The sequence below is a fragment of the Yonghaparkia sp. Root332 genome, from assembly GCF_001425665.1.
Classification (GTDB): domain Bacteria; phylum Actinomycetota; class Actinomycetes; order Actinomycetales; family Microbacteriaceae; genus Microcella.
Genome location: NZ_LMCX01000001.1, coordinates 1,143,615 through 1,162,084, shown reverse-complemented (window position 1 = coordinate 1,162,084; position 18,470 = coordinate 1,143,615). Strand labels below are relative to the sequence as shown.

The 18,470-nt window shown below is 68.0% G+C and carries 17 protein-coding genes and 2 pseudogenes; 4 read left to right on the top strand and 15 right to left on the bottom strand.

The window, feature by feature from the left end:
• Positions 1 to 29 precede the first annotated feature (29 nt).
• A pseudogene (locus ASC54_RS05600) lies at positions 30 to 1,365 on the bottom strand (L-serine ammonia-lyase).
• 202 nt (positions 1,366 to 1,567) lie between these two features.
• On the opposite strand from ASC54_RS05600, the gene ASC54_RS12770 reads away from it, so the two are divergent.
• A complete protein-coding gene (locus ASC54_RS12770) occupies positions 1,568 to 1,717 on the top strand; it encodes a hypothetical protein (RefSeq protein ID WP_156376735.1) in 150 nt (49 codons plus the stop codon).
• Positions 1,718 to 2,179: 462 nt separating this feature from the next.
• On the opposite strand, the gene ASC54_RS05595 is transcribed toward ASC54_RS12770, so the two are convergent.
• The 3 genes from ASC54_RS05595 to ASC54_RS05585 form a co-directional block, all read right to left on the bottom strand.
• Positions 2,180 to 2,404, bottom strand: coding sequence for a hypothetical protein (locus tag ASC54_RS05595; protein ID WP_055897218.1), 225 nt, complete (start codon positions 2,402 to 2,404; stop codon positions 2,180 to 2,182).
• Positions 2,405 to 2,422: 18 nt separating this feature from the next.
• Complete coding sequence (locus tag ASC54_RS05590; RefSeq protein WP_156376734.1) at positions 2,423 to 3,100, bottom strand: hypothetical protein; 678 nt, start codon at positions 3,098 to 3,100, stop codon at positions 2,423 to 2,425.
• Between the two features lie 195 nt (positions 3,101 to 3,295).
• Positions 3,296 to 3,946 (bottom strand): response regulator transcription factor, encoded by a 651-nt coding sequence (locus ASC54_RS05585; protein ID WP_055897212.1) that lies wholly within the window; start codon positions 3,944 to 3,946, stop codon positions 3,296 to 3,298.
• Positions 3,947 to 4,247: 301 nt separating this feature from the next.
• Here ASC54_RS05585 and ASC54_RS05580 point away from each other — a divergent pair, with 301 nt between their 5' ends.
• Positions 4,248 to 5,441 (top strand): sensor histidine kinase, encoded by a 1,194-nt coding sequence (locus ASC54_RS05580; RefSeq protein ID WP_082514872.1) that lies wholly within the window; start codon positions 4,248 to 4,250, stop codon positions 5,439 to 5,441.
• A gap of 405 nt (positions 5,442 to 5,846) precedes the next feature.
• Here the strand turns inward: ASC54_RS05580 and ASC54_RS13215 are convergent.
• The 8 genes and pseudogenes from ASC54_RS13215 to ASC54_RS05545 all read right to left on the bottom strand — a co-directional run.
• Positions 5,847 to 5,993, bottom strand: a pseudogene (locus tag ASC54_RS13215) (serine dehydratase beta chain); the annotation flags it as partial.
• 210 nt (positions 5,994 to 6,203) lie between these two features.
• A complete protein-coding gene (locus ASC54_RS05575) occupies positions 6,204 to 7,244 on the bottom strand; it encodes a lactonase family protein (RefSeq protein ID WP_055897210.1) in 1,041 nt (346 codons plus the stop codon).
• Positions 7,244 to 7,735 (bottom strand): gluconokinase, encoded by a 492-nt coding sequence (locus ASC54_RS05570; protein WP_200932272.1) that lies wholly within the window; start codon positions 7,733 to 7,735, stop codon positions 7,244 to 7,246. Before ASC54_RS05570 ends, ASC54_RS05575 begins: the two co-directional genes overlap by 1 nt.
• A complete protein-coding gene (manD, locus tag ASC54_RS05565) occupies positions 7,732 to 8,970 on the bottom strand; it encodes a D-mannonate dehydratase ManD (protein ID WP_055897206.1) in 1,239 nt (412 codons plus the stop codon). Before manD ends, ASC54_RS05570 begins: the two co-directional genes overlap by 4 nt.
• On the bottom strand, positions 8,967 to 10,274 hold the full coding sequence (locus ASC54_RS05560) for a mannitol dehydrogenase family protein (RefSeq protein WP_055897203.1): 1,308 nt from the start codon (positions 10,272 to 10,274) through the stop codon (positions 8,967 to 8,969). The genes manD and ASC54_RS05560 overlap by 4 nt, the downstream gene beginning before the upstream one ends.
• Before the next feature lie 20 nt (positions 10,275 to 10,294).
• Positions 10,295 to 11,659, bottom strand: a complete 1,365-nt coding sequence (gene uxaC, locus ASC54_RS05555; protein WP_055897201.1) for a glucuronate isomerase — start codon at positions 11,657 to 11,659, stop codon at positions 10,295 to 10,297.
• A complete protein-coding gene (locus tag ASC54_RS05550; protein WP_055897198.1) occupies positions 11,656 to 12,696 on the bottom strand; it encodes a Gfo/Idh/MocA family protein in 1,041 nt (346 codons plus the stop codon). The genes uxaC and ASC54_RS05550 overlap by 4 nt, the downstream gene beginning before the upstream one ends.
• A complete protein-coding gene (locus ASC54_RS05545; RefSeq protein WP_055897194.1) occupies positions 12,693 to 13,391 on the bottom strand; it encodes an HAD hydrolase-like protein in 699 nt (232 codons plus the stop codon). Before ASC54_RS05545 ends, ASC54_RS05550 begins: the two co-directional genes overlap by 4 nt.
• A 139-nt stretch (positions 13,392 to 13,530) precedes the next feature.
• Between ASC54_RS05545 and ASC54_RS05540 the strand changes: the two genes are divergently transcribed.
• Both ASC54_RS05540 and ASC54_RS05535 read left to right on the top strand, forming a co-directional pair.
• Complete coding sequence (locus ASC54_RS05540; RefSeq protein WP_055856602.1) at positions 13,531 to 14,616, top strand: Gfo/Idh/MocA family protein; 1,086 nt, start codon at positions 13,531 to 13,533, stop codon at positions 14,614 to 14,616.
• 2 nt (positions 14,617 to 14,618) lie between these two features.
• Positions 14,619 to 15,386 (top strand): amidohydrolase family protein, encoded by a 768-nt coding sequence (locus ASC54_RS05535; protein ID WP_055856603.1) that lies wholly within the window; start codon positions 14,619 to 14,621, stop codon positions 15,384 to 15,386.
• Here ASC54_RS05535 and ASC54_RS05530 read toward each other — a convergent pair.
• Genes ASC54_RS05530 through ASC54_RS05520 form a run of 3 tightly spaced genes read right to left on the bottom strand, consistent with a single transcriptional unit; the run spans position 15,383 to position 18,401 of the window.
• Positions 15,383 to 16,300, bottom strand: coding sequence for a Gfo/Idh/MocA family protein (locus tag ASC54_RS05530; protein WP_055856606.1), 918 nt, complete (start codon positions 16,298 to 16,300; stop codon positions 15,383 to 15,385). The genes ASC54_RS05535 and ASC54_RS05530 overlap by 4 nt on opposite strands.
• Entirely contained in the window at positions 16,300 to 17,217 is a 918-nt protein-coding gene (locus tag ASC54_RS05525; RefSeq protein ID WP_055897191.1) for a sugar phosphate isomerase/epimerase, read from the bottom strand. Before ASC54_RS05525 ends, ASC54_RS05530 begins: the two co-directional genes overlap by 1 nt.
• Positions 17,214 to 18,401, bottom strand: a complete 1,188-nt coding sequence (locus ASC54_RS05520; protein ID WP_055859087.1) for a Gfo/Idh/MocA family protein — start codon at positions 18,399 to 18,401, stop codon at positions 17,214 to 17,216. Before ASC54_RS05520 ends, ASC54_RS05525 begins: the two co-directional genes overlap by 4 nt.
• Between the last annotated feature and the right edge of the window lie 69 nt (positions 18,402 to 18,470).

The following is an 18,470-nucleotide window of genomic DNA, read 5'->3' as shown; positions in this document are numbered from 1 at the left end:
GTCTGTCGGTCGGGCGCGGGCGGAGGGAATCAGCACTCCACGTAATTCACAGCGAGGCCGCCCTCGGACGTCTCCTTGTACTTGCGCGACATGTCGTCGCCCGTCTGGCGCATCGTCGCGACGACGGTGTCGAAGCTGATGAGGTGCGTGCCGTCGCCGTGCATCGCCATGCGGGAGGCCGCGACGGCCTTCCCCGCGCCGATCGCGTTGCGCTCGATGCAGGGCAGCTGCACGAGGCCCGCGACGGGGTCGCACGTGAGGCCGAGCGAGTGCTCCATGGCGATCTCGGCGGCGTTCTCGATCTGCTCGTTGCTGCCGCCGAGCAGGTGGGTGAATCCGGCGGCGGCCATCGACGCGGCGGAGCCGACCTCGCCCTGGCAGCCGGCCTCGGCGCCCGAGATGCTCGCGTTGTTCTTGATGAGGGCGCCCATGGCTCCCGCGACGAGCAGGAAGTCCTCGGCCGCGGCATCCCTGTCGGTGATCGGCAGGACGTCGAGCGCGTACCGCAGCACGGCCGGGATGATGCCCGCCGCCCCGTTCGTCGGCGCGGTGACGACGCGGCCGCCCGCGGCGTTCTCCTCGTTGACGGCGATCGCGTAGGCCTGCAGCCACTCGAGGGTGCAGTCGCGCGTGTGCGCCTCGTCGATGTCGCGCAGCTGGCCGGCCATCGCGGCGGCGCGGCGCGGCACGTTGAGCCCGCCGGGCAGGGTTCCGCGGGTCTCGAGGCCGGCGTCGATGCACGCGTTCATGGCGTGCCAGATGCGGCGGAGGGCGGCGCTCGACTCGTCGGAGGTGCGCAGCGACTCCTCGTTGGCGCGCGCCAGCTGGGCGATCGTGAGCCCGTTGGCGCGGCACAGGCGCAGGAGCTCGGCGGCGGTGTCGTGCGGGTACGGGACTCGCGGGGCCCCGACGTGCGCGTCGCCGGCGCGCTCGGAGGCGGGCGCGCTCTCCTGCTCGACGAAGCCTCCGCCGATCGAGTAGTAGGTCTCCTCCGCGACGACCGCGCCATCCGCGTCGCGGGCGGTGAGGGTGAGGGCGTTGGGATGCCGCGGCTTGAGCTCGCGCGGCGCGAACGTCAGCCAGCTCTCGTCGATCGCGATGTCGTGGCGGCCGTCGAGCCTGAGGCGCCGCTCGGTGTCGGCGCGCCCGCGGACGGCCACGACGTCGTCGCGCACGACGTGCTCGACCTCGTGGCCGGCGAGCCCGGCGAGCACGGCGTCGGGGGCTGGAGATCTCGGCATCGCTCAGGGCGCTCACGAACGCTTTGGCGGCGCGGAGCGGCCCGACCGTGTGAGAGCTCGAGGGGCCGATGCCGACGCGGAACAGGTCGTGCACCGAGATGAACTCGCGCTCGGCGAGCGGCAGGCTGACCGCCACGGGGATGCTCACGAGGGCTCCGATCGGTGGGGCCGGGTCGCGGCCGAGGAGTGGAGCGACCCGCTCTGCTCGCGCTGCGCGGGTCGGCGGCGCAGGCGACGCCCCTCGTGCGGGCGTCGTCGAGCCGCGACTCTATTGTGGCCCTGATCGTTCGGGGGCGCACGACCTTGCGCGGGTACGCGTCAAGGTCATGCGGCGGTCGGGCCAGCTCAAAGCCGCCGTCCTCTGCGACACCGAGGTCATCGAGTTCGACTCCCCGTGGGGCGCGCAGCACTCGGGCGTGCTCGAGAACTTCGCGCAGTCGGTGCTGAACGGCACGCCCCTGCTCGCCCCCGGCTAAGCCTCGATCCACCGGTGTGGAGAGGTTTTGAACGAGCGTCGCGAAACGGAAATGCCCCTCTGATCTGGGAGAATACAGCTTGTTAAGGGTTCCATTTCTGCCGATCTGAGAGGCATCTCGTAGATGCGATTGACGCATGCTCCGGCCGCGGGGTCCGCAGGCTTCGATGATCCGAGTCTCCTGTCGGCCGCGAGCTCGAGCAGATCCGTCAGTACCTCGACCCCACATCGTGGGGAACTTCTGGTACCCGATCCTGGATCTTCGGCCCGAAGACCCGGGCTGACATCAGCCTGGCGCGCTAGTTGTTCTGGAAGAACGTTCTGGACAGCCGTACGCCACAGGATGAATGGGAACTGACCTGGCTCAGAGGGTCTGGACGCCAGGTGCTGTCAGGTTGGCTCTGTCGGAGGCAGCAGAAGAGGGTCCCGGTATCCGAGACCCTCTTCTTCAGGTTGATCGTGATCAGCCCTGGCTGCCAAGCTGGCGTTGCCGCCGCGATGCAGCGGCCAAGACGACCGTCAATATCACGAACGCGATGGTCGTGATTGTTCCGGACGACGACAACGCCGACCCCTGCGACGTTCCCAGCCCGACCATGAAGCTCGCGATCACGAGACCGACACCGATCCCGATGGCGAGGACGCCGAGGACAATGCCGACGGTGGTGAAACGGTTATCGGTGGACATGAGGGTTACCTCTGCTCCTTACTGAGCCCAGCAGCTGGGGGGAACCACGCCAGCAACTCCGCCGTTGAGGTAGATGGCGTTGACGCTACTGGTGTCCTTACAGATGTTCAAGAACGCCACCCCGATTCCGAGGATCCCGGCGATGACCCCGACAACGGCGGCAGCCGGAAGCCCAGCCACGGTGAGAGCAGAGGCTGCGGCGTAGGTTCCGCCGCCGGCGGCGGCCAGAGTGATGCCGTTGATCAGCGCTTGCGTGTTGCACGAGTTCATTGCCGTCTGGGAACCGAACCAGTAGTACCCGGTGAAGCCGTTCTTGCCGCGGCATGCCGCGAGGGCCATGGCGCCCGCCTCGGTGCCCTTGGCGACGTCGGCCGCCGACGAAGACTCGGTCGGCGCGAGCGTCCCGCCCGCTTCGACGAAGGACGCCGCGTACTCCTGGGTAGCGGTGGCATCAGCCCCGAGCGCCAGCGCCTGGTCGATGTCGAATACCGCGACATCGCCGGAGTTGTCCGACGCGGCGAGGAGTGCGTCCAGGTTCGCCTGCTCTTCCGCAGAGATCTCAACCCGGGGAGCTGGATCTGCCGCCCCTTCCGCGGCGTTGGCGGCTGGGGCCATAACGAGCATTGCCAGTACTGTTGCGGTAGCAGCGGTGATCGAGGCGATCAGTCGCCCCCGCGTCTTCGTGGATGAGTTCATCGTTGTCCTTTCCGAAGTCCGGCTCGCCGGGTGGGGAGCGCCGTAACCGGTCACATCCGGAAGAGGCGCATTGACGGTGCCCGATCAGAGAAGTAATGACCGGACTCTGGCATCCTGTGCACGCCCACTCATCTAGCTCAAGCACCCCAGGGCAGTAGTAGCCCTAGGGCTTCAGAAACCAGCGGCGGGGTTGGATCACAGGCTGATGATCCCGAGCTGTGTTGCTCGGAGGACGATCTGGAGGCGGTTCTCGACGCCCCAGAGCTGGTTGATGTGCCGGATGTCGGCTTTCACCGTCGCCTCCGCGTAATGGAGTGCATCCGCAATCTCCGTGTTCGACAGACCCTTGGCGATCAGCTCGATGACCTGGCGCTCACGCTCGCTGAGAGCGGGCGCTTCAGGGGACCGCCCATCACCCGCCTCGATCGCGCTGCGCACGAACCGCTCCTGGACTTCAGGCGAGACGACCCGGTCACCGGCGTGAGCCGCGACGATGGCGTCGATGATCTCATCGGGCGTGGAGTTCTTCACGAGATACCCGCATGCCCCCGCTCGGAGAACTTCGAGGGCGCGCCATTCTGTAGCGAAGGTCGTGAGTGCGACCACCCGGCAGCTCGGTTGCCACTCGCGGACGCGACGCGTGGCCTCGACACCGCTGACCTCGGGCATCTTGATGTCCATGAGGACGACATCGGGGCTCGTCTGCTTGCAGACGTCGACGACCTCGGATCCGTCAGCGGCCTCCCCGACCAAGGTGACGCGGTCGTCATCGGCGATGAACGCACGCAGCGCATGGCGAACCAGGGCCTCGTCGTCGACGACGAGAACTCTCACGGCCTGGCTCACTCCCTCACGCTATCGCCAGGGTGCGCGCCGATCCTTAGCCCTAGGGCTATGGATGTCTGGCCCCGCGGATGCCCGACGTAGGGTGGACGGAGCATTCACGTTGAGGTCGACATCGAACCCACGGGCATGTGTCGACCTCGTCACCCGACCCTGAGGAGTCACCATGTCCCCGCTGAACCCCTTCGGAATCGGCCCGCTCATCAGCACGATGGTCGCCTCCAACGCGGATCTCGGCGACTGGCTGTGCAAGATGCTGGGGATCTGTGCCTGACATCGTCGGCGCCCCTCCGGACGCGCGCTGATGATCTCCGACGCCGCGCCGACGTCCCTCCGGCGCGTGCTCGGTTCCCGGGAGTTCTGGAACCAGCGAGCCCTGCACCCGGTCGCACGGATTCTGCTCATCGTCGTGGTGAGTGTGCTCCTGTGCATCGCGGTCGGCTTCATCATCACAGCTGGCCACTTCGCTCGCGCCGACCTGCTCGCGCTCATGCTGTACGCCGCAATCGCCGCGTACGCCTGGCATCCGCTCACGGCGGCGTTCATGGTCATGGTGATCTGCAGCCTCGGCGCCGTTCTCACTGGTAGTGGCGGAGACCTCCTTGAGTTGGCGATCGCGCTCGGTCTCGTCGCAGCGACTTGCGCGCCGTGGGTGATCGGACTCCACGTGCTGGTGCTCAGCGCGCTGACCGCAGATATCGCCCTCAACGGTTCGTCGCTCACAGATGGAGGCGTGTACGGGATCGCAGGTATCGCCATGATCGCGTTCCTCGCAGGTCTCGCGTTCCGGATCGTCACCGCGCGCGAAGCCATCCTCGTCGCGGAACGCGCCCGCGTCGTCACAGATCTAGAGGCACTCGCTCGAGAGGAGCAGGAGCGGATCGCCGACGCTCTGCACGACGGGATCGCACACGATCTCACCCTGGTCCTGTTCCACGCCCGTGCGCTCCCGCGCCAGCCAGATGAGGCGGCGCGGCAGGTGTCGCTCACTACTATCGAGGATTCCGCCGAAAATGCGTTGCAGAGCGTCCAATCGCTGTTGTCGTTGATGCGTGAGACTCGGCCTGAGGGTGCAGAGGCATGCCCGACACGGTACGACGGGGACGCTGCGCAGACCGCCACATCTCTCGGCATGCTGCTCAGCGAGGCGGGCATTCCGACGCGCGTCTTGGCGCCGGAAGCCTTGCACAGCGCGACCCCAGCGGTCGGACGAGTCCTTGCGGAGACCGCCATCGAGGCCGTCACCAACATCCTCAAGCACGCACCTAGTTCGCAGTCCGCAAGCATCAAGATCAGCGATGGCCCAGACATCGTCGAGCTCGTCGTGAACAACAAGGCGGGCCTGGCGGTGGGGGCGACTCGCGCCAGTGGTGGAGGTCGAGGACTGCCCCGCGCGCGACAACGGCTTGCACTGTGCGGTGGGCGCCTGGAGTCAGGGTCGACGGCCGACGGGTGGGAGTTGCGCGCGACAGTGCCGACTCATCACCCGCAGAAGTGACATCGCGGTCGGGTCATGCAGGCTTGGACTCGGACGAAAGCTGCTCGAGCAGCGGGTTCTTCCAACTCGGAGATTCCGTCGCGATGGGAACGCGGGGACCGCGGGGGACACCAGGAAGCTCCCCCTTGCAACCGTTCAGGTCAGAACCAGTCCTCCATGTCTAAGCCTCGATGCGCAAGCCTGGGGTTGGAGGGGGTGGCGTCGCGCGGAAATGCAGCTCGGATCAGGGAAAATAGAGCTTGTCGAAGGTTCTAGTTCCCGGAAACGAGAGGTATCTCGTAGGAGCAATTCAAGCATGCTCCCGCTGCTGTGTCGGCGGTGTTCGATGATCCGAATCTCGAGTCGGCTGCGGGCCTGGTGCCGATGCTCCGCCTCGCCCGCGGCCGACGCCGGTGGAGCCCTGGAGATCTCGGCATCGCTCAGGGCGCTCACGAACGCTTTGGCGGCGCGGAGCGGCCCGACCGTGTGAGAGCTCGAGGGGCCGATGCCGACGCGGAAGAGGTCGTGCACGGAGATGAAGGCGCGCTCGGCGAGCGGCAGGCTGACGGCCACGGGGATGCTCACGGCGGGCTCCGATCGGTGCGGCCGGGTCGCGGCCTGGGGTGGAGCGACCAGCTCTGCTCGCGCTGCGCGGGTCGGCGGCGCGCGCGACGCCCCTCGTGCGGGCGTCGTCGAGCCGCACGTCCATTGTGGCGCGGATCGTTCGGGGGCGCACGACCTTGCGCGCGTGCGCGCCGACTGGGTGCTGGCGAAGCGCGAATGTCAGCGAGACGGCACGATCACCAGGCACACCGGTGTCCGCACGGACACCTCATCCCGGTAGTGCAGCCGCCCATCCGCCGATCGCGTGAAGGTCACGATGCTGTCCGAGTCCTGATTGCCGACGTGCAGCAGCGACTCGTCGGGAGCGAGCGTGAAGTCTCGAGGCGTCCGGCCGCGAGTCGGCTCGAACTGGATGGGGCGAAGCGCTCCGTCATCCCACGAGAAGACGGCGATGCTGTCATGCCCGCGATTGCTGACGTAGACGGTGCCACCGTCGGACGTGACCGCCACCGCGCTTGCGTGGTTCGGTCTCGCGTGCCCAGCGGGCACCGTCGAGGTGATCGACTCGACGACGAAGGTCTCCCCCGCCCGCGAGAGCACGGCCACGGTGCTCGCGAGCTCGTTGGCGACGATCGCGCGCTCACCATCCGGGTGGAGCACCATGTGCCGTGGTCCGGACCCCGCCGGCAGCGAGACCCGACCGCGCTCAGCGAGCACGCCGGACGCGTCGAGTGAGTAGCTGATGATGGCGTCGATCCCGAGGTCGGTGACGAGGATGTTGCCCGTCCGAGCATCCGGGACGATCTGATGCGGGTGCGGACCGGTCTGCCGCACCGGATGCGCGCTCGCACCGCGGTGCTGGACGACGTGCACGGGCGAGTCCACTCGGCCGTCAGGCCGAAGCGGGAGCACCGCGACGCGGCCGTCGTCGTAGTTGGCGACGAGGAGGAAGCGGCCGGTGGGATCGAGAGCGAGGTGCGCCGGTTCGCGACCAGCGCTGCTCACGCGCTGGTCAAGAAGGAGCGCCCCGTCGACGACCGAGAGGACCGCCACTTCTCCGGCATCGCCACCGCCGGCCTCGACGACGGCGTAGACGCGCTCGCCGTCTGGGGATGCGGTGAGCCACGACGGGTTGCGGAGCGGCGTCGTCCGCGCCGCTCCGATGGTGCCGTCGTACTCGGCGAGCACAACGCCATTCGCGCGCCCGAGCACGTGGGGCATCTCCTCGGTGTAGGTGCCGACCAGCAGCAGACCGCGCATCACGTCAGCTGATCGACCAGGAGATCGGCGATCGTGGTCGGATGCGCCGACGCCGTGATCGTCACCCCGTTCTCGCATGGCGACAATCCTTCCAGTGCATCGAGCTGGCTGGCGAGCAGCGCCGGAGGCATGAAGTGGCCGGTGCGGGTCTGAAGTCGAGCAGCGAGCACGGACTCGTCGGCGGCGAGATGAACGAACACCACGTCATCCGTCCCTCGGCGAATGGCATCACGGTACGCCGTTCGCAGCGCGGAGCACGCGATCACGACGCCTCGCCCCTCGCGACCGGTGGCCACGACGTCCGCGACGCGCGCGAGCCAGGGCCAGCGGTCCGCGTCGACGAGCGGCTCGCCCCGCGTCATCTTGGCGATGCTCTCATCCGAGTGCAGGGCATCCGCGTCGACGAACGGTGCCCCCAGTCGCTCCGCAAGCAGGGCGCCGACCGTCGACTTCCCGCTCCCCGCCACTCCCATCACGACGACGAGCGTCACCAATCGTGGACCGTGCCGTCCGCGAGCCGGTTGTAGGGGAGGTAGGCCTGCTCGTACGGGTAGCGGCCCGCCTCGTCGAGGTTCAGAGCGACGCCCAGCCCTGGCTCGTCCCCGGGGTGCAGCATGCCATCCGCCCAGGTGAACGATTGCTCGAACACGGAATCGGTCGCTGCGCCGTGCTTCATGTACTCCTGAATCCCGAAATTGTGGATGCTCAGCCCCAGGTGCATCGCCGCCGCCATGCCGACCGGCGAGATGTCGGTCGGCCCGTGCATGCCCGACTTGATCTGGTACTGCGCCGCGTACTCCAGCGTCTTCTTGAGGTGGCTGATGCCTCCCATGTGCGTGACGGCCCCGCGGACGTAGTCGATCAGCTGCTCGCGGATGATCTGCTGGTAGTCCCACACGGTGTTGAAGATCTCGCCGATCGCCAGGGGGGTCGTGGTGTGCTGACGGACGAGCCGCAGCGCCTCGGGGTTCTCGGCCGGCGTGAGGTCTTCGAGCCAGAAGAGGTCGAAGGGTTCGAGCGACTTGCCGAGTGAGGCGGCCTGGATCGGTGTCATGCGGTGGTGGCCGTCGTGCAGCAGCGGGATCTCCGGTCCGAATTCGTTCCGAACCGCCTCGAACACGGTGGGGATGTGCCGGAGATACGAGCGAGTGTCCCAATCCTCCTCGGCAGGGAACGCGCCTCGCTGCGCGGGTTCGTGGTCGTACCGGGCACCCTTGTTCGCTTCGAAGGTCGCGTTGGATGCGATCCCGTAGATCGAGGTGAGGCCGGGTACCGCGGCCTGGATCCGGATGGCCTTGTAGCCCTCCGCCTGGTGCTTCCGGACGCTGTCGAACAGCTCCTCGTTGTCTCGGCCGGACGCATGGCCGTAGGCCAGCAGTCCGGTGCGGCTGGCGCCTCCGAGCAACTGGTACACCGGCAGGCCTGCCGCCTTGCCCTTGATGTCCCACAGCGCCATGTCGACGGCCGCGATCGCGGCCATGGTGATGGGGCCGCGTCGCCAGTAGGCGCTCCGATAGAGGAACTGCCAGGTGTCTTCGATCCGTGAGGCATCTCGCCCGATCAGGAGCTGCACCACATGGTCGCGCAGGTAGCTCACGACGGCGAGCTCGCGGCCGTTCACGGTGGCGTCGCCGAGTCCGACGTGGCCGTCGCTCGTCTCCAACCGGAGGGTGACGAAGTTCCGATCCGGACTCGTGACGATGACGTCGGCACGCTCGATGATCATGATGACTCCTTCTGCAGGTTCGTGAGGGCGTTGGTGATGGTGTCGAGGAAGGCGCGATCGGCCGCGAGGTCGGAGTCGAGGATCGCGACCAGAGCGCGGAGGTCGCCCTCGCTGGCCGCGATGGCATCCGACGCCGAGTCGGCTCCCGATCGTCCGGCTCGGAGCGTGGCGATCCACGCGGCCACAGCGGTCGCGCATCCTGCCGCATCGCGACCGGCCTCACGTTCTGCGCGTGCGGTCGGCACAACGCGGAGCCGCAGCTTGGCGGCTGCGTCGGTGGCGATCTGCGCGAGCTCATGCCGAATGCGCGGATTCTCGAAGCGGCCGAGCAGCGCCGTGCAGTACTCGTCGAGCCCCAGCGTCTCGTCGTCGAGAGCTCGACGAGCCTCGCGCCAGAACTCGAGCACGCTCGCGCGGCACACCGGGTCGACGATGGCCTCGGCCACGACGGTGAAGCCGCGCACGACTCCGAGGGATGCAAGGAGGGAGTGCGCCCCGTTGAGCAGCCAGAGCTTGCGATGCTCGAAGGCGTCGATGCGGTCGACGAATCGGGCCCCGGCGTCCTCCCATCGAGGCCGCCCGAGCGGGAACTCCCCGCTCAGGATCCAGTCGGTGAAGGGTTCGGTGACGACCGGTGCCGCGTCGAGCCAGCCGCCCAGTCGTCCGGCGACCGCTCGCTCGTCCTCCGTGAGTCTCGGGGTGATGCGGTCGACCGAGGTCGAGACGAATGACACGTTGGTCTCGATCCACTCCGCGAGTCGGGGGTCTCGCCGTGCGGCGATGGCGAGCACACCGGACCGCAGGAAGGGGCCGTTCGACGGCAGGTTGTCGCACGGCACCAACGCGATCGGAGCGCCCGTTCGGCGCCGCGCTTCAAGAGCGACGGTGAGGCGACCGAGCGCAGAGATCGGGACTCCGCCTGCCAGATCGGCGGCCATGATCGGGTCGGTCTCGTCCGGCCGGCCGTCGCTCGTGAGCCGATAGCCGGCCTCCGTGATCGTGAGGGTGACGAGCGCGGTCGTCTCGGCGGCGACGACCTCCACCAGGCGATCGACCCGTGACCCGTCGGTCGCTTCGACGATGCTCGCGACGACGGACGCGCGGTCAGAATCCGCCCCCCGCTCGATGAGCGTGTAGAGGCCGCCCTGGCCCGCGAGCACGTCGGCGGCCGTCGAGCGGCGGCCACTGAATGCGGCGATCCCCCACTCGTCGGTCACCGCGTCGGTGTACCAGGCCTGGTGCGAACGATGGAACGCTCCCAGCCCGAGGTGAGCGATCCTGACGGGCGCCGGGGAGGAGCCCATGGCGGCTCGGCTGAGCTCTCTCACAGCTTGAAGGCCGCTCTCGGTATCGCTCCGACGAGGTCCGTCGCGACTCTCGAGGCCTCCGACATCGTCAGCCGACCTTCCACGACCCGCTGAGCGAGGAAGCCCGAGTCGATTCGACGCGCCATGGTGTGTCGAGCCGGCACCGACAGGAAGGCTCGGGTGTCATCGATGAACCCCGAGCCGCGGTAGAAGCCGGCCGTCTCGACGGTGGCCTCCCGAAAACGTCGGCTCGCGTCCGGCGCGTCGAGGAACCACCACGGAGCCCCGATGAACACCGATGGATAGAAGCCGGCGAGCGGCGCGATCTCACGCGACCACACCGACTCATCGATCGCGAAGAGCACGAGGTGGAAGCCGGGCGTCGTGCCGAACCGCTCGAGAAGAGGGCGCAGGGGCTGGGTGAACGATGTCGCCAGAGGGATGTCGTGACCCGTGTCGCCACCGAATCGATCGAAGGTGGCCGTGTGGTGATTCCGCTGCACGCCCGCGTGCACCGTCATGACGAGGCCGTCGTCGACCGACATCTCCGCCGATGCGAGGAGCATGTGAGCGCTGAAGATGGCCGCTTCGCTCGCGTCAAGGTCACCGGATCGCGCTCGCTCGAAGAGCGCGGCTGCGTCGCGGTCGTCGATGTCGATCGCGGCGGCGTGCGCGACCCCGTGATCGGCCGAGACGGCACCGTGCGCGATGAAGTAGGCGCGACGCTCGCGCAGAGCATCGAGGTAGGTCGCGTAGCTCGTCGCCCCCAGTCGCTCGACCCGGTCGCCCCAGCCCGGCATCGACGGGTCCAGGTAGGCGTCGGGCCGAAACGTGGGCAGCACTCGACCGCGAAAGCTCGGGTCCGCACGAAGCGCCTGATGCGCCGCGAGGTCGTCGAGCGGATCATCCGTCGTCGCGAGCACGTCGATTCGGAACGCATCGAACAGGGCCCTGGGCCGGATGCCGGGCTGCGCGAGTGCCGCGACGAGGGTGTCGTACATGGTCGCGCGCGGTGCTCCGTTCACGCCCAGCACGGTCGACAGCGTCTCCCTCATCCAGAAACCGACCGCCGTGCCGTGGAACCAATGCCAGTGATCGCAGAACAGTCGCCAGACCTCGCGGGGGTCGGGGTTCTCCCGCAGAGCGGCGAGCGGGACTCCCGCGGCGTGCAGCAGCCGAGTGACGTAGTGGTCTGCGGAGACGAGCAGCGTCGCCGGGTCGGGGAACGGCGCGTCGTCGAGCAGCAGTCGAGCAGGAACGTGCCCGTGCGGCGAGACGATCGGGGCCTCGTCCACGAGAGCGTAGAGCTCGCGGGCGATCGCCCGCGTGCGGCCCTCGACGGGAAAGAGCCGGTCGGGGTCGAGCGGTTCGTCGCTCGTCACGCGAGCGTCCCGACCGAACGGCGCACCGCATCCATCGTGGTCATGATCTCGATGGAGAGGTCGAGCGGGTGGACCGGCGACTCGAGCAGACCGTCGTCGACATGCTGCGCGACCGCGGCGGCCTCCCATGCGATCCCATCGCGGAACTCGAGCCCGGTGTCGTTGACGAACGACAAGCGTTTGTCGCCCTTGCCGGGGGCGATCAGGTCGAAGCCCGCCGGCACCACGAACCACGAATTCACCTCGATGCGCGCAGCGGTGCCGTTGACGCTCGCGCGCTCGGGGCTGAAGTGCAGCAGGCTCGTGGTGAGGACGGACTGCGCACCGCCCTCGAACTCGAGCACCATGGCGGTCTGCGCATCGACGCCGGTCGCGGTCAGGCTGCCGAACGTCGACACGCGGTCGGGAGCGCCGAGGAAGAGCTGGCTGAACCAGAGCGGGTAGATGCCGAGATCGAGCAAGGACCCGCCGGCGAGGTCGGGGTTGTAGTTCCGGCCGGTCGGGTCGGTCGGCGCGATCGTGGCGAAGTCGGCGAGCACGAGCCGAACATCACCCAGCACACCGTCCTCGAAGAGCTGGAGCATGACGTCGGTCTGCGGCAGATAGCGGGACCACATGCCCTCCATCGCGAAGACGCCCGCCTGGCGCGCCGCGGCCTGGATGTCGCGCGCGTCCTGAGCGGTGACGCCGATGGGCTTCTCGATAAGCACGTGCTTCCCCGCCGCGATCGCGAGCAGTGCCAGGCGCTTGTGCTCGGTGTGCGGAGAGGCAACGTACACGATGTCGATGTCAGGGTCGTCGACGAGCTGAGCGTGCTCCCCGTAGGCACGGGCGATGCCGTGCGTCGCCGCGAACTGCTGCGCGCGTTCGAGGGATCGCGAGGCGACCGCTTCGATGCGCTGATCGGTGTGCGTGTGGACGGCTCGCACGAAGTCCTTCGCGATGTCGCCGGGTGCGAGGATCCCCCAGCGCAGGGCGGGCCCGCCGCGCAGGGCGACGGTTCGCGCAGCGGGAAGCGAGGTCGGGAAGGCAGTCATCGTTCTCCTGGGTTCAGCTCGGCGTGACGGGAGAGCAGCGGGCTGATGAGCTCGCGCGCGTGCAGGGGGTCGCTCGCGGTGACGATCGAGCCCTCGGACTCGTGGCGGCGACCGTACCCCCATTGCGCGAACAATGAAGGAATACCGACCGCACTCGCAGCGCGGATGTCGAAGGACCGGTCGCCGATCATGAGGGGCGCTTCCGCTGCTGCTGCCAGGCTCCGGAGGGCGGCGCGGATCACCGTCACCTTCCCTCCTCCCTCGTCGTCCTCACCGGCGCCGTGCACCGCGATGAATCCGCTCTCGAGCGAGTGGAGCTGCAGGATCGCGCGTGCGTGACTCTCCCGCTTGGAGGTTGCGACAGCGATGGGCACGTTCGAGCGATGGATGGCATCCAGCAGCGCGCGGATACCCGGGAACACCGAGCTCTCGTGCATGCCGCGCTCCCAGTAGAGGGCTCGGTAGTGCTGAACCACCCGGGGTAACTCGGGAGCGGGCACCCGTGTCAACGCTCGAAGGGTCTCGACGACGGGCGGCCCGACGAATTCCCGCAACGACTCGGGCGGATGGTCGTCGCCGCCGAACTCTCGCACCGTCTGCGCAAGGCATTCCGTGATGCCGGGCGCCGAATCGACGAGAGTACCGTCGAGGTCGAAGAGCACGCACGACACCCTCGTCAGCGCGCCTGCGGTCATGAGCGGATCCGATCTCTCGGCGAGACGCGTCGGGGTTTGACGGCGCGTCAGACTATGTGCGAACATTCTGTCATAGTCGTAGCGCGATGGCCAACCCGCCGAGCCGCCCGATCTTCGCCGTCGAAAGGACCCACACTCCATGCCCGACACTCTCGGCATCGCCATGGTCGGCTGCGGCGGCATCGCCCGCAGCCACGCTTTCGCGCTCACCAAGGTGGCTCGCGCCCGGTTGATCGCGAGCGTCGACATCGATGAGGCGGCCGCGCTCCGATTCAAGGAACGATTCGGTTTCGAGACGCACTCGACCGACCTGGATGCTGTGCTCCAGCGCGACGACGTCCACGCCGTCGTGATCTCGACGTCATCGAAGTCGCACGGCCCGCTGATCATCAAGGCACTGGAGGCCGGCAAGCACGTGCTCGTGCAGAAGCCGATGACCGCGAACGTCGACGAGGCGCGCGCCGCACTCGAGCTCGCCGACACGACCGGCCTCAAGCTCATGGTCTCGTTCTTCGAGCTCTTCCTCCCCCCCATCGAGCGCGCTCGCGCGATCATCGAGGCAGGGCTCATCGGCGACCCCTTCCTCTTCAAGGCGATCATGGCCTGGCACACTCCCGACGTGACCAGCAGCTGGCGATTCGATCCGGCGCTCGCGGGCGGCGGCATCATGCTCGACGGCAGCGTGCACCACGTCTCCAATGCGCTCTACCTGCTCGGGAATCCCGAGGTGCAGAGCGTGTACGCCGAGTACGGGGCGCTCACCGCCGACATCCAGGTCGAAGACACGGCGGTCATGGTGATTCGAACCGATTCGGCGATCCTCGAGATCTCAGGCTCCAACCGGCTGCAGGAGCCGGGCGGGGCAACGATGGCCTTCAAGGATCAGTGGGCCGTATACGGCACGAAGGGCACCGTGCAGTGGGATGCCGCGGCGCGGCCCACGTTCCGCGTCTTCACGAGCGAGAAGTCGGCGACCGACGAACTGCTTTCAGACGGCTGGATCAGCCCCAAGCTCCCCGTGATGGCCGCGGACCACCGCGAGTTCTCGATGCACATCAACGGCGAGGAGAGCCCCTGGGTTCCGCAGCACCAGCACTTCGTCGACGCATGCCTGGATGACACGGAGGTGCGCAGCGACGCGCGGTTCGGTCTCAAGACCCAGTTGATCCTCGATGCCGCCTACGAGTCGGGTCGGCAGGGTCGCAAGCTGCCGATCGGGTCGTGACGGTGGCGCACTCCGTCATCGACGTGCACGCGCACATCGGACGCACGATCACCTCCGACGTCGGCCAGACAGTCGACGAGTGGATCGCCGAGATGGCGGCGAGCGGGGTCACGAGGTCGGTCATCTCGGTCGCAGCCGGCGGTCTTCAGACCGAGGGCATCATCGACACCCGCCGCGCGAACGATGCCGTGGCCGCGGCAGTGGTCGCGCATCCTGGGCTGTTCCTCGCCGGACTCGGCAGCGTCGAGGTGCGACACGGCCTGGCGGGGGTTGCCGAAGCACGTCGCGCGATCGATGAGCTGGGGCTTAAGGGGCTCGCCTTTCATGCGACCTTCGAAGGGTTCACCGTGCGGTCGGCCGCGTTCTCAGCAGTGCTGGACGCCGTCGCGAGCACGCCTGCGCTCATCCTTCTGCACTCGACGCCGGATCCGAAGGCCAGCCCGAGCGCGATCGCCCAGGTCGCGGCCGACTACCCATTGCTCACGTTCGTCATGGGCCATCCCCTGTTCACCGAGGATCAGCGGTCGCAAGCGGTGCGAGCCGTCACGGCCACGCCCAACCTGCACGTGGACATCGCCTATCAGGCCGACCCAGCGGTCACCGAGTACTTCGTTCGCGAGGTCGGCGCGAGTCGGGTGCTGTTCGGCAGTGACGCCCCGTTCTTCTCCGCTCGAGACGTCATCCGCTCTGTGGAGCAGGCCGAGATCAGCGACGACGACCGCGCAGCGATCTTCTCGGGCAACGCCGAGGCACTCCTGGCCTCGCTCTAGACGACCTCGACGCGATCGGTCTGAGTCGAGCGCTCCGCGGCGGAGAGCACTCGCGTGACGTGCGCGCCGAACTCGAGATTGCACTCGTGCGCAGGGCCGCCGTGCGTGACCTCTGCTGCGAGGCGCTGGAGAGCGCAGCGGTACGCGCGCCGCGCACCGGTGACCCAGTCCGTGACCGCTGGCGGAGCGGCGCTGCCCAGCGAGCCGACCAGCTGCATGCCGCCGGGCGGCGCGATGCGCAGGTCGGCGGCGAGCGAGATGATGCCGATCGCCCCGGAGTCGTGCTGGAGCACGATCGTGCGGCAGTCGCCCCTCCCGCGGCGGGCGACGGCCGTCGCAACCGGGCCGAGCACGCCGCACAGACGAGCCACCGCATGCGGGCCGACATCCCAGAGCGACCCATGCTCGTGGCGCCAGGCGGAGTCGGCGACCGCATCGCCTGCGACTGCGAGCAGCGACGAGTAGCTGTCGACCCGGCCGATGGCCCACGGGCCCTCGCCCTTCGCTTCCGCCGTCCACTTCGCGAGCTCGGGAACGAAGCGATGCGTGAAGAACACGAGGGATCGGATCGAGCGTGCGCGAGCGCGTGCAGCGAGGTCGGCCGCGTCGTCCGCATCGATCGCGACGGGCTTCTCGAGCAGCACGTGCTTGCCCGCCTCGATCACGCTCCGTGCCATGCGAATCTGCACCGCGGGCGGCACCGCGAATCCGACGATGTCGACCGCATCGAGGAACTTCTCGAGCTGAGAGAACGGCTGCGCCGACGTGCCGTCCACTGCGGCCGTCGTTCGATCGGCGTCGCGGCCGAGCACACCGGTGAGCTGCACCAGCGGCTCCGAGGCTGCGGCGTGGATGTGGACGGATCGCGCCCAGGTGCCGCTGCCGATCACGCCGAAGCGCAGAGCGGCCGGCATCAGTGCACGAACGGTCGCAGGGTGTCTCTCGCGATTCGGAACCCGCGCTGAACGAGTTCCACTGACCCTTCGAACGCGCGATCCTCGTGCTCGACCGAAGCCACATGGTCGTAGCCGACCGCGTAGAGCGCTCCGAAGAAGGCGCCCCAATCCACCTCGCCGAGGCCGCAGAGCCGAGGCACCTGCCATCCGACTCCGGCGCTCATGATCCCGTGGTCGTACAGCCCGTCCCTCCGGATCTCCAGGTCCTTCGCATGCACGTGGAAGATCCGGTCGCCGAACTCGTGGACGGCTCGGGGGATGTCGATGAACTGCCAGACAAGGTGCGAGGGGTCGAAGTTCAGACCGAAGTTCTCGTCCGGGATGATCTCGAACATCCGCCGCCAGTTCGCCGGGCTGAAGGCAATGTTCGTCCCCCCCGGCCACTCATCCCCGCTGAAGATCATGGGGCAGTTCTCGATGGCGATCCGAATGCCATGATCCCCCGCATAATGCACCATCTCCGGCCAGACGGCGGCGAATCGATCGAAGTTCTCGTCGAGCGACGTGCCCTTCTCGCGGCCCGCGAAGGTCCCGACGGTCGACACCCCCAGGAGCTTCGCGGCGCGCACGACCGCCTTGAGGTGCTCGAAGGCGGCCGCGGCCTCCGTCTCGTCGGCCGAGAGCGGATTGGGATAGTAGGCGAGGGCCGAGATCGAAAGTCCTTTCTCGGCGAGGTCGTCGACGATGCGCTGCGCGCTCGATGCATCGAGCGATTCGACGTCGATGTGGGCGGTTCCCGCGTACCGCCGCGAGGCGCCGGCGCCGGTCGGCCAGACGGCGATCTCGATCGCCTCGAACCCGTTGCTCGACGCCCAGTCCGCGACCTCGTCGAGGGTCAGCGTGGGGAACGCCGCTGTGAGGAGTCCCAGCTTCATGTTCGCTCACTTCCTGTTGTTCCGAATCCGTGGTCGGCGACGGCCGTCCACGACGAGGTGCGTGCGCTCTCCGCGACGGCATCGATCACGAGAGCCTCGTAGTGCCCGTCGGCGAAGGTTGCGTACGTCGGATCTGCGGCAGGTCCGCCGGCTGCGACATCCCCGTAGACGGCCGCGTAGAGAGCTGCGAATCCGTTCTCGAACCCCTCGGCATGACCACCCGGCAGCCTTGTGATACTCGCTGCCGAAGGAGAGAGCAGGGCGGGGTCGCGGAGGAGGACCTCGTTCGGCGACTCGCGGTGACCGATCCAGAGCTCGTCGGGCCGCTCGCCGCGCCACGACAGGGATGCCGTCGATGCGCTCACCTCGATCGACACCGCGTTCTTCCGCCCTGCGCTCACCTGCGACACGGAGACGGCCCCGCGCGCTCCGCCGTCGAAACGGAGAAGGATGCTTCCGCCGTCCTCGGATCCGATCTTCGCGTCCGTCGTGGGCCCCGAGACGGCGCTGAAGGTCGCGACCTCTCCGCTCGGCCGCCTCCTGACCGGAATGAACGTCGTCAGATCGGCCATGACTTCCACGATGCGCTGACCGGTCACGAAGCTTGCGAGATCGAACCAGTGCGAGCCGATGTCTCCGACAACGCGGAGGTCGCCCCCCCGAGCGCTGTCGAGCCTCCAGTTCCAGTCCGTGTCCAGCAGCAGCCAGTCCTGGAGGTATGACCCGGTGACGAGATACGGGCGCCCGACGGAGCCCGTCGCGACGCGACTCCGCATCTCGTGCACGTGCGGATAGAAGCGGATGTTGAAGTTGACCGCCGCGACCAGACCCGTCGACTCGGCGAGCGCCGCGAGCTGCCCGGTCTCGACCGAATCCATCGCCAACGGCTTCTCGCACACGACGTGCTTGCCGGCCCGCAGGGCATCGCGCGCCTGAGGGAAGTGCTGATCGTTCGGCGAGGTGATGTGCACGACATCGACAGCCTCATCCGACAGCAGCTCGTCGTAGTCGCGATAGGCGCGTCCGAGGCCCCACGATTGCGCGAACTCCACGCTGCGCGAGTGCGAGGATCCGAGAACGCCCGCGACGGGAACGCCGAGTCGCCGCAGCGCGTCCAGATGGACGGCGCCGATGAATCCGGTTCCGACGATGGCGGCACGGGGCCGCTCGGTCGAGCTCGACATGCGCATCGGCCCTCTCGGCTGGACATCAGGGTGACCATGCGGTCAGAATGTCTTTACATACTAACGTAG

Excerpts from the sequence above, each read along its gene's own strand:
- ASC54_RS12770 (WP_156376735.1), top strand. The coding sequence starts at position 1,568 with ATGCGGCGGTCGGGCCAGCTCAAAGCCGCCGTCCTCTGCGACACCGAG.
- ASC54_RS05595 (WP_055897218.1), bottom strand. The coding sequence starts at position 2,404 with ATGTCCACCGATAACCGTTTCACCACCGTCGGCATTGTCCTCGGCGTC.
- ASC54_RS05590 (WP_156376734.1), bottom strand. The coding sequence starts at position 3,100 with ATGAACTCATCCACGAAGACGCGGGGGCGACTGATCGCCTCGATCACC.
- ASC54_RS05580 (WP_082514872.1), top strand. The coding sequence starts at position 4,248 with ATGATCTCCGACGCCGCGCCGACGTCCCTCCGGCGCGTGCTCGGTTCC.
- ASC54_RS05575 (WP_055897210.1), bottom strand. The coding sequence starts at position 7,244 with ATGCGCGGTCTGCTGCTGGTCGGCACCTACACCGAGGAGATGCCCCAC.
- manD (WP_055897206.1), bottom strand. The coding sequence starts at position 8,970 with ATGATCATCGAGCGTGCCGACGTCATCGTCACGAGTCCGGATCGGAAC.
- ASC54_RS05560 (WP_055897203.1), bottom strand. The coding sequence starts at position 10,274 with ATGGGCTCCTCCCCGGCGCCCGTCAGGATCGCTCACCTCGGGCTGGGA.
- ASC54_RS05550 (WP_055897198.1), bottom strand. The coding sequence starts at position 12,696 with ATGACTGCCTTCCCGACCTCGCTTCCCGCTGCGCGAACCGTCGCCCTG.
- ASC54_RS05545 (WP_055897194.1), bottom strand. The coding sequence starts at position 13,391 with ATGACCGCAGGCGCGCTGACGAGGGTGTCGTGCGTGCTCTTCGACCTC.
- ASC54_RS05540 (WP_055856602.1), top strand. The coding sequence starts at position 13,531 with ATGCCCGACACTCTCGGCATCGCCATGGTCGGCTGCGGCGGCATCGCC.
- ASC54_RS05530 (WP_055856606.1), bottom strand. The coding sequence starts at position 16,300 with ATGCCGGCCGCTCTGCGCTTCGGCGTGATCGGCAGCGGCACCTGGGCG.
- ASC54_RS05525 (WP_055897191.1), bottom strand. The coding sequence starts at position 17,217 with ATGAAGCTGGGACTCCTCACAGCGGCGTTCCCCACGCTGACCCTCGAC.
- ASC54_RS05520 (WP_055859087.1), bottom strand. The coding sequence starts at position 18,401 with ATGTCGAGCTCGACCGAGCGGCCCCGTGCCGCCATCGTCGGAACCGGA.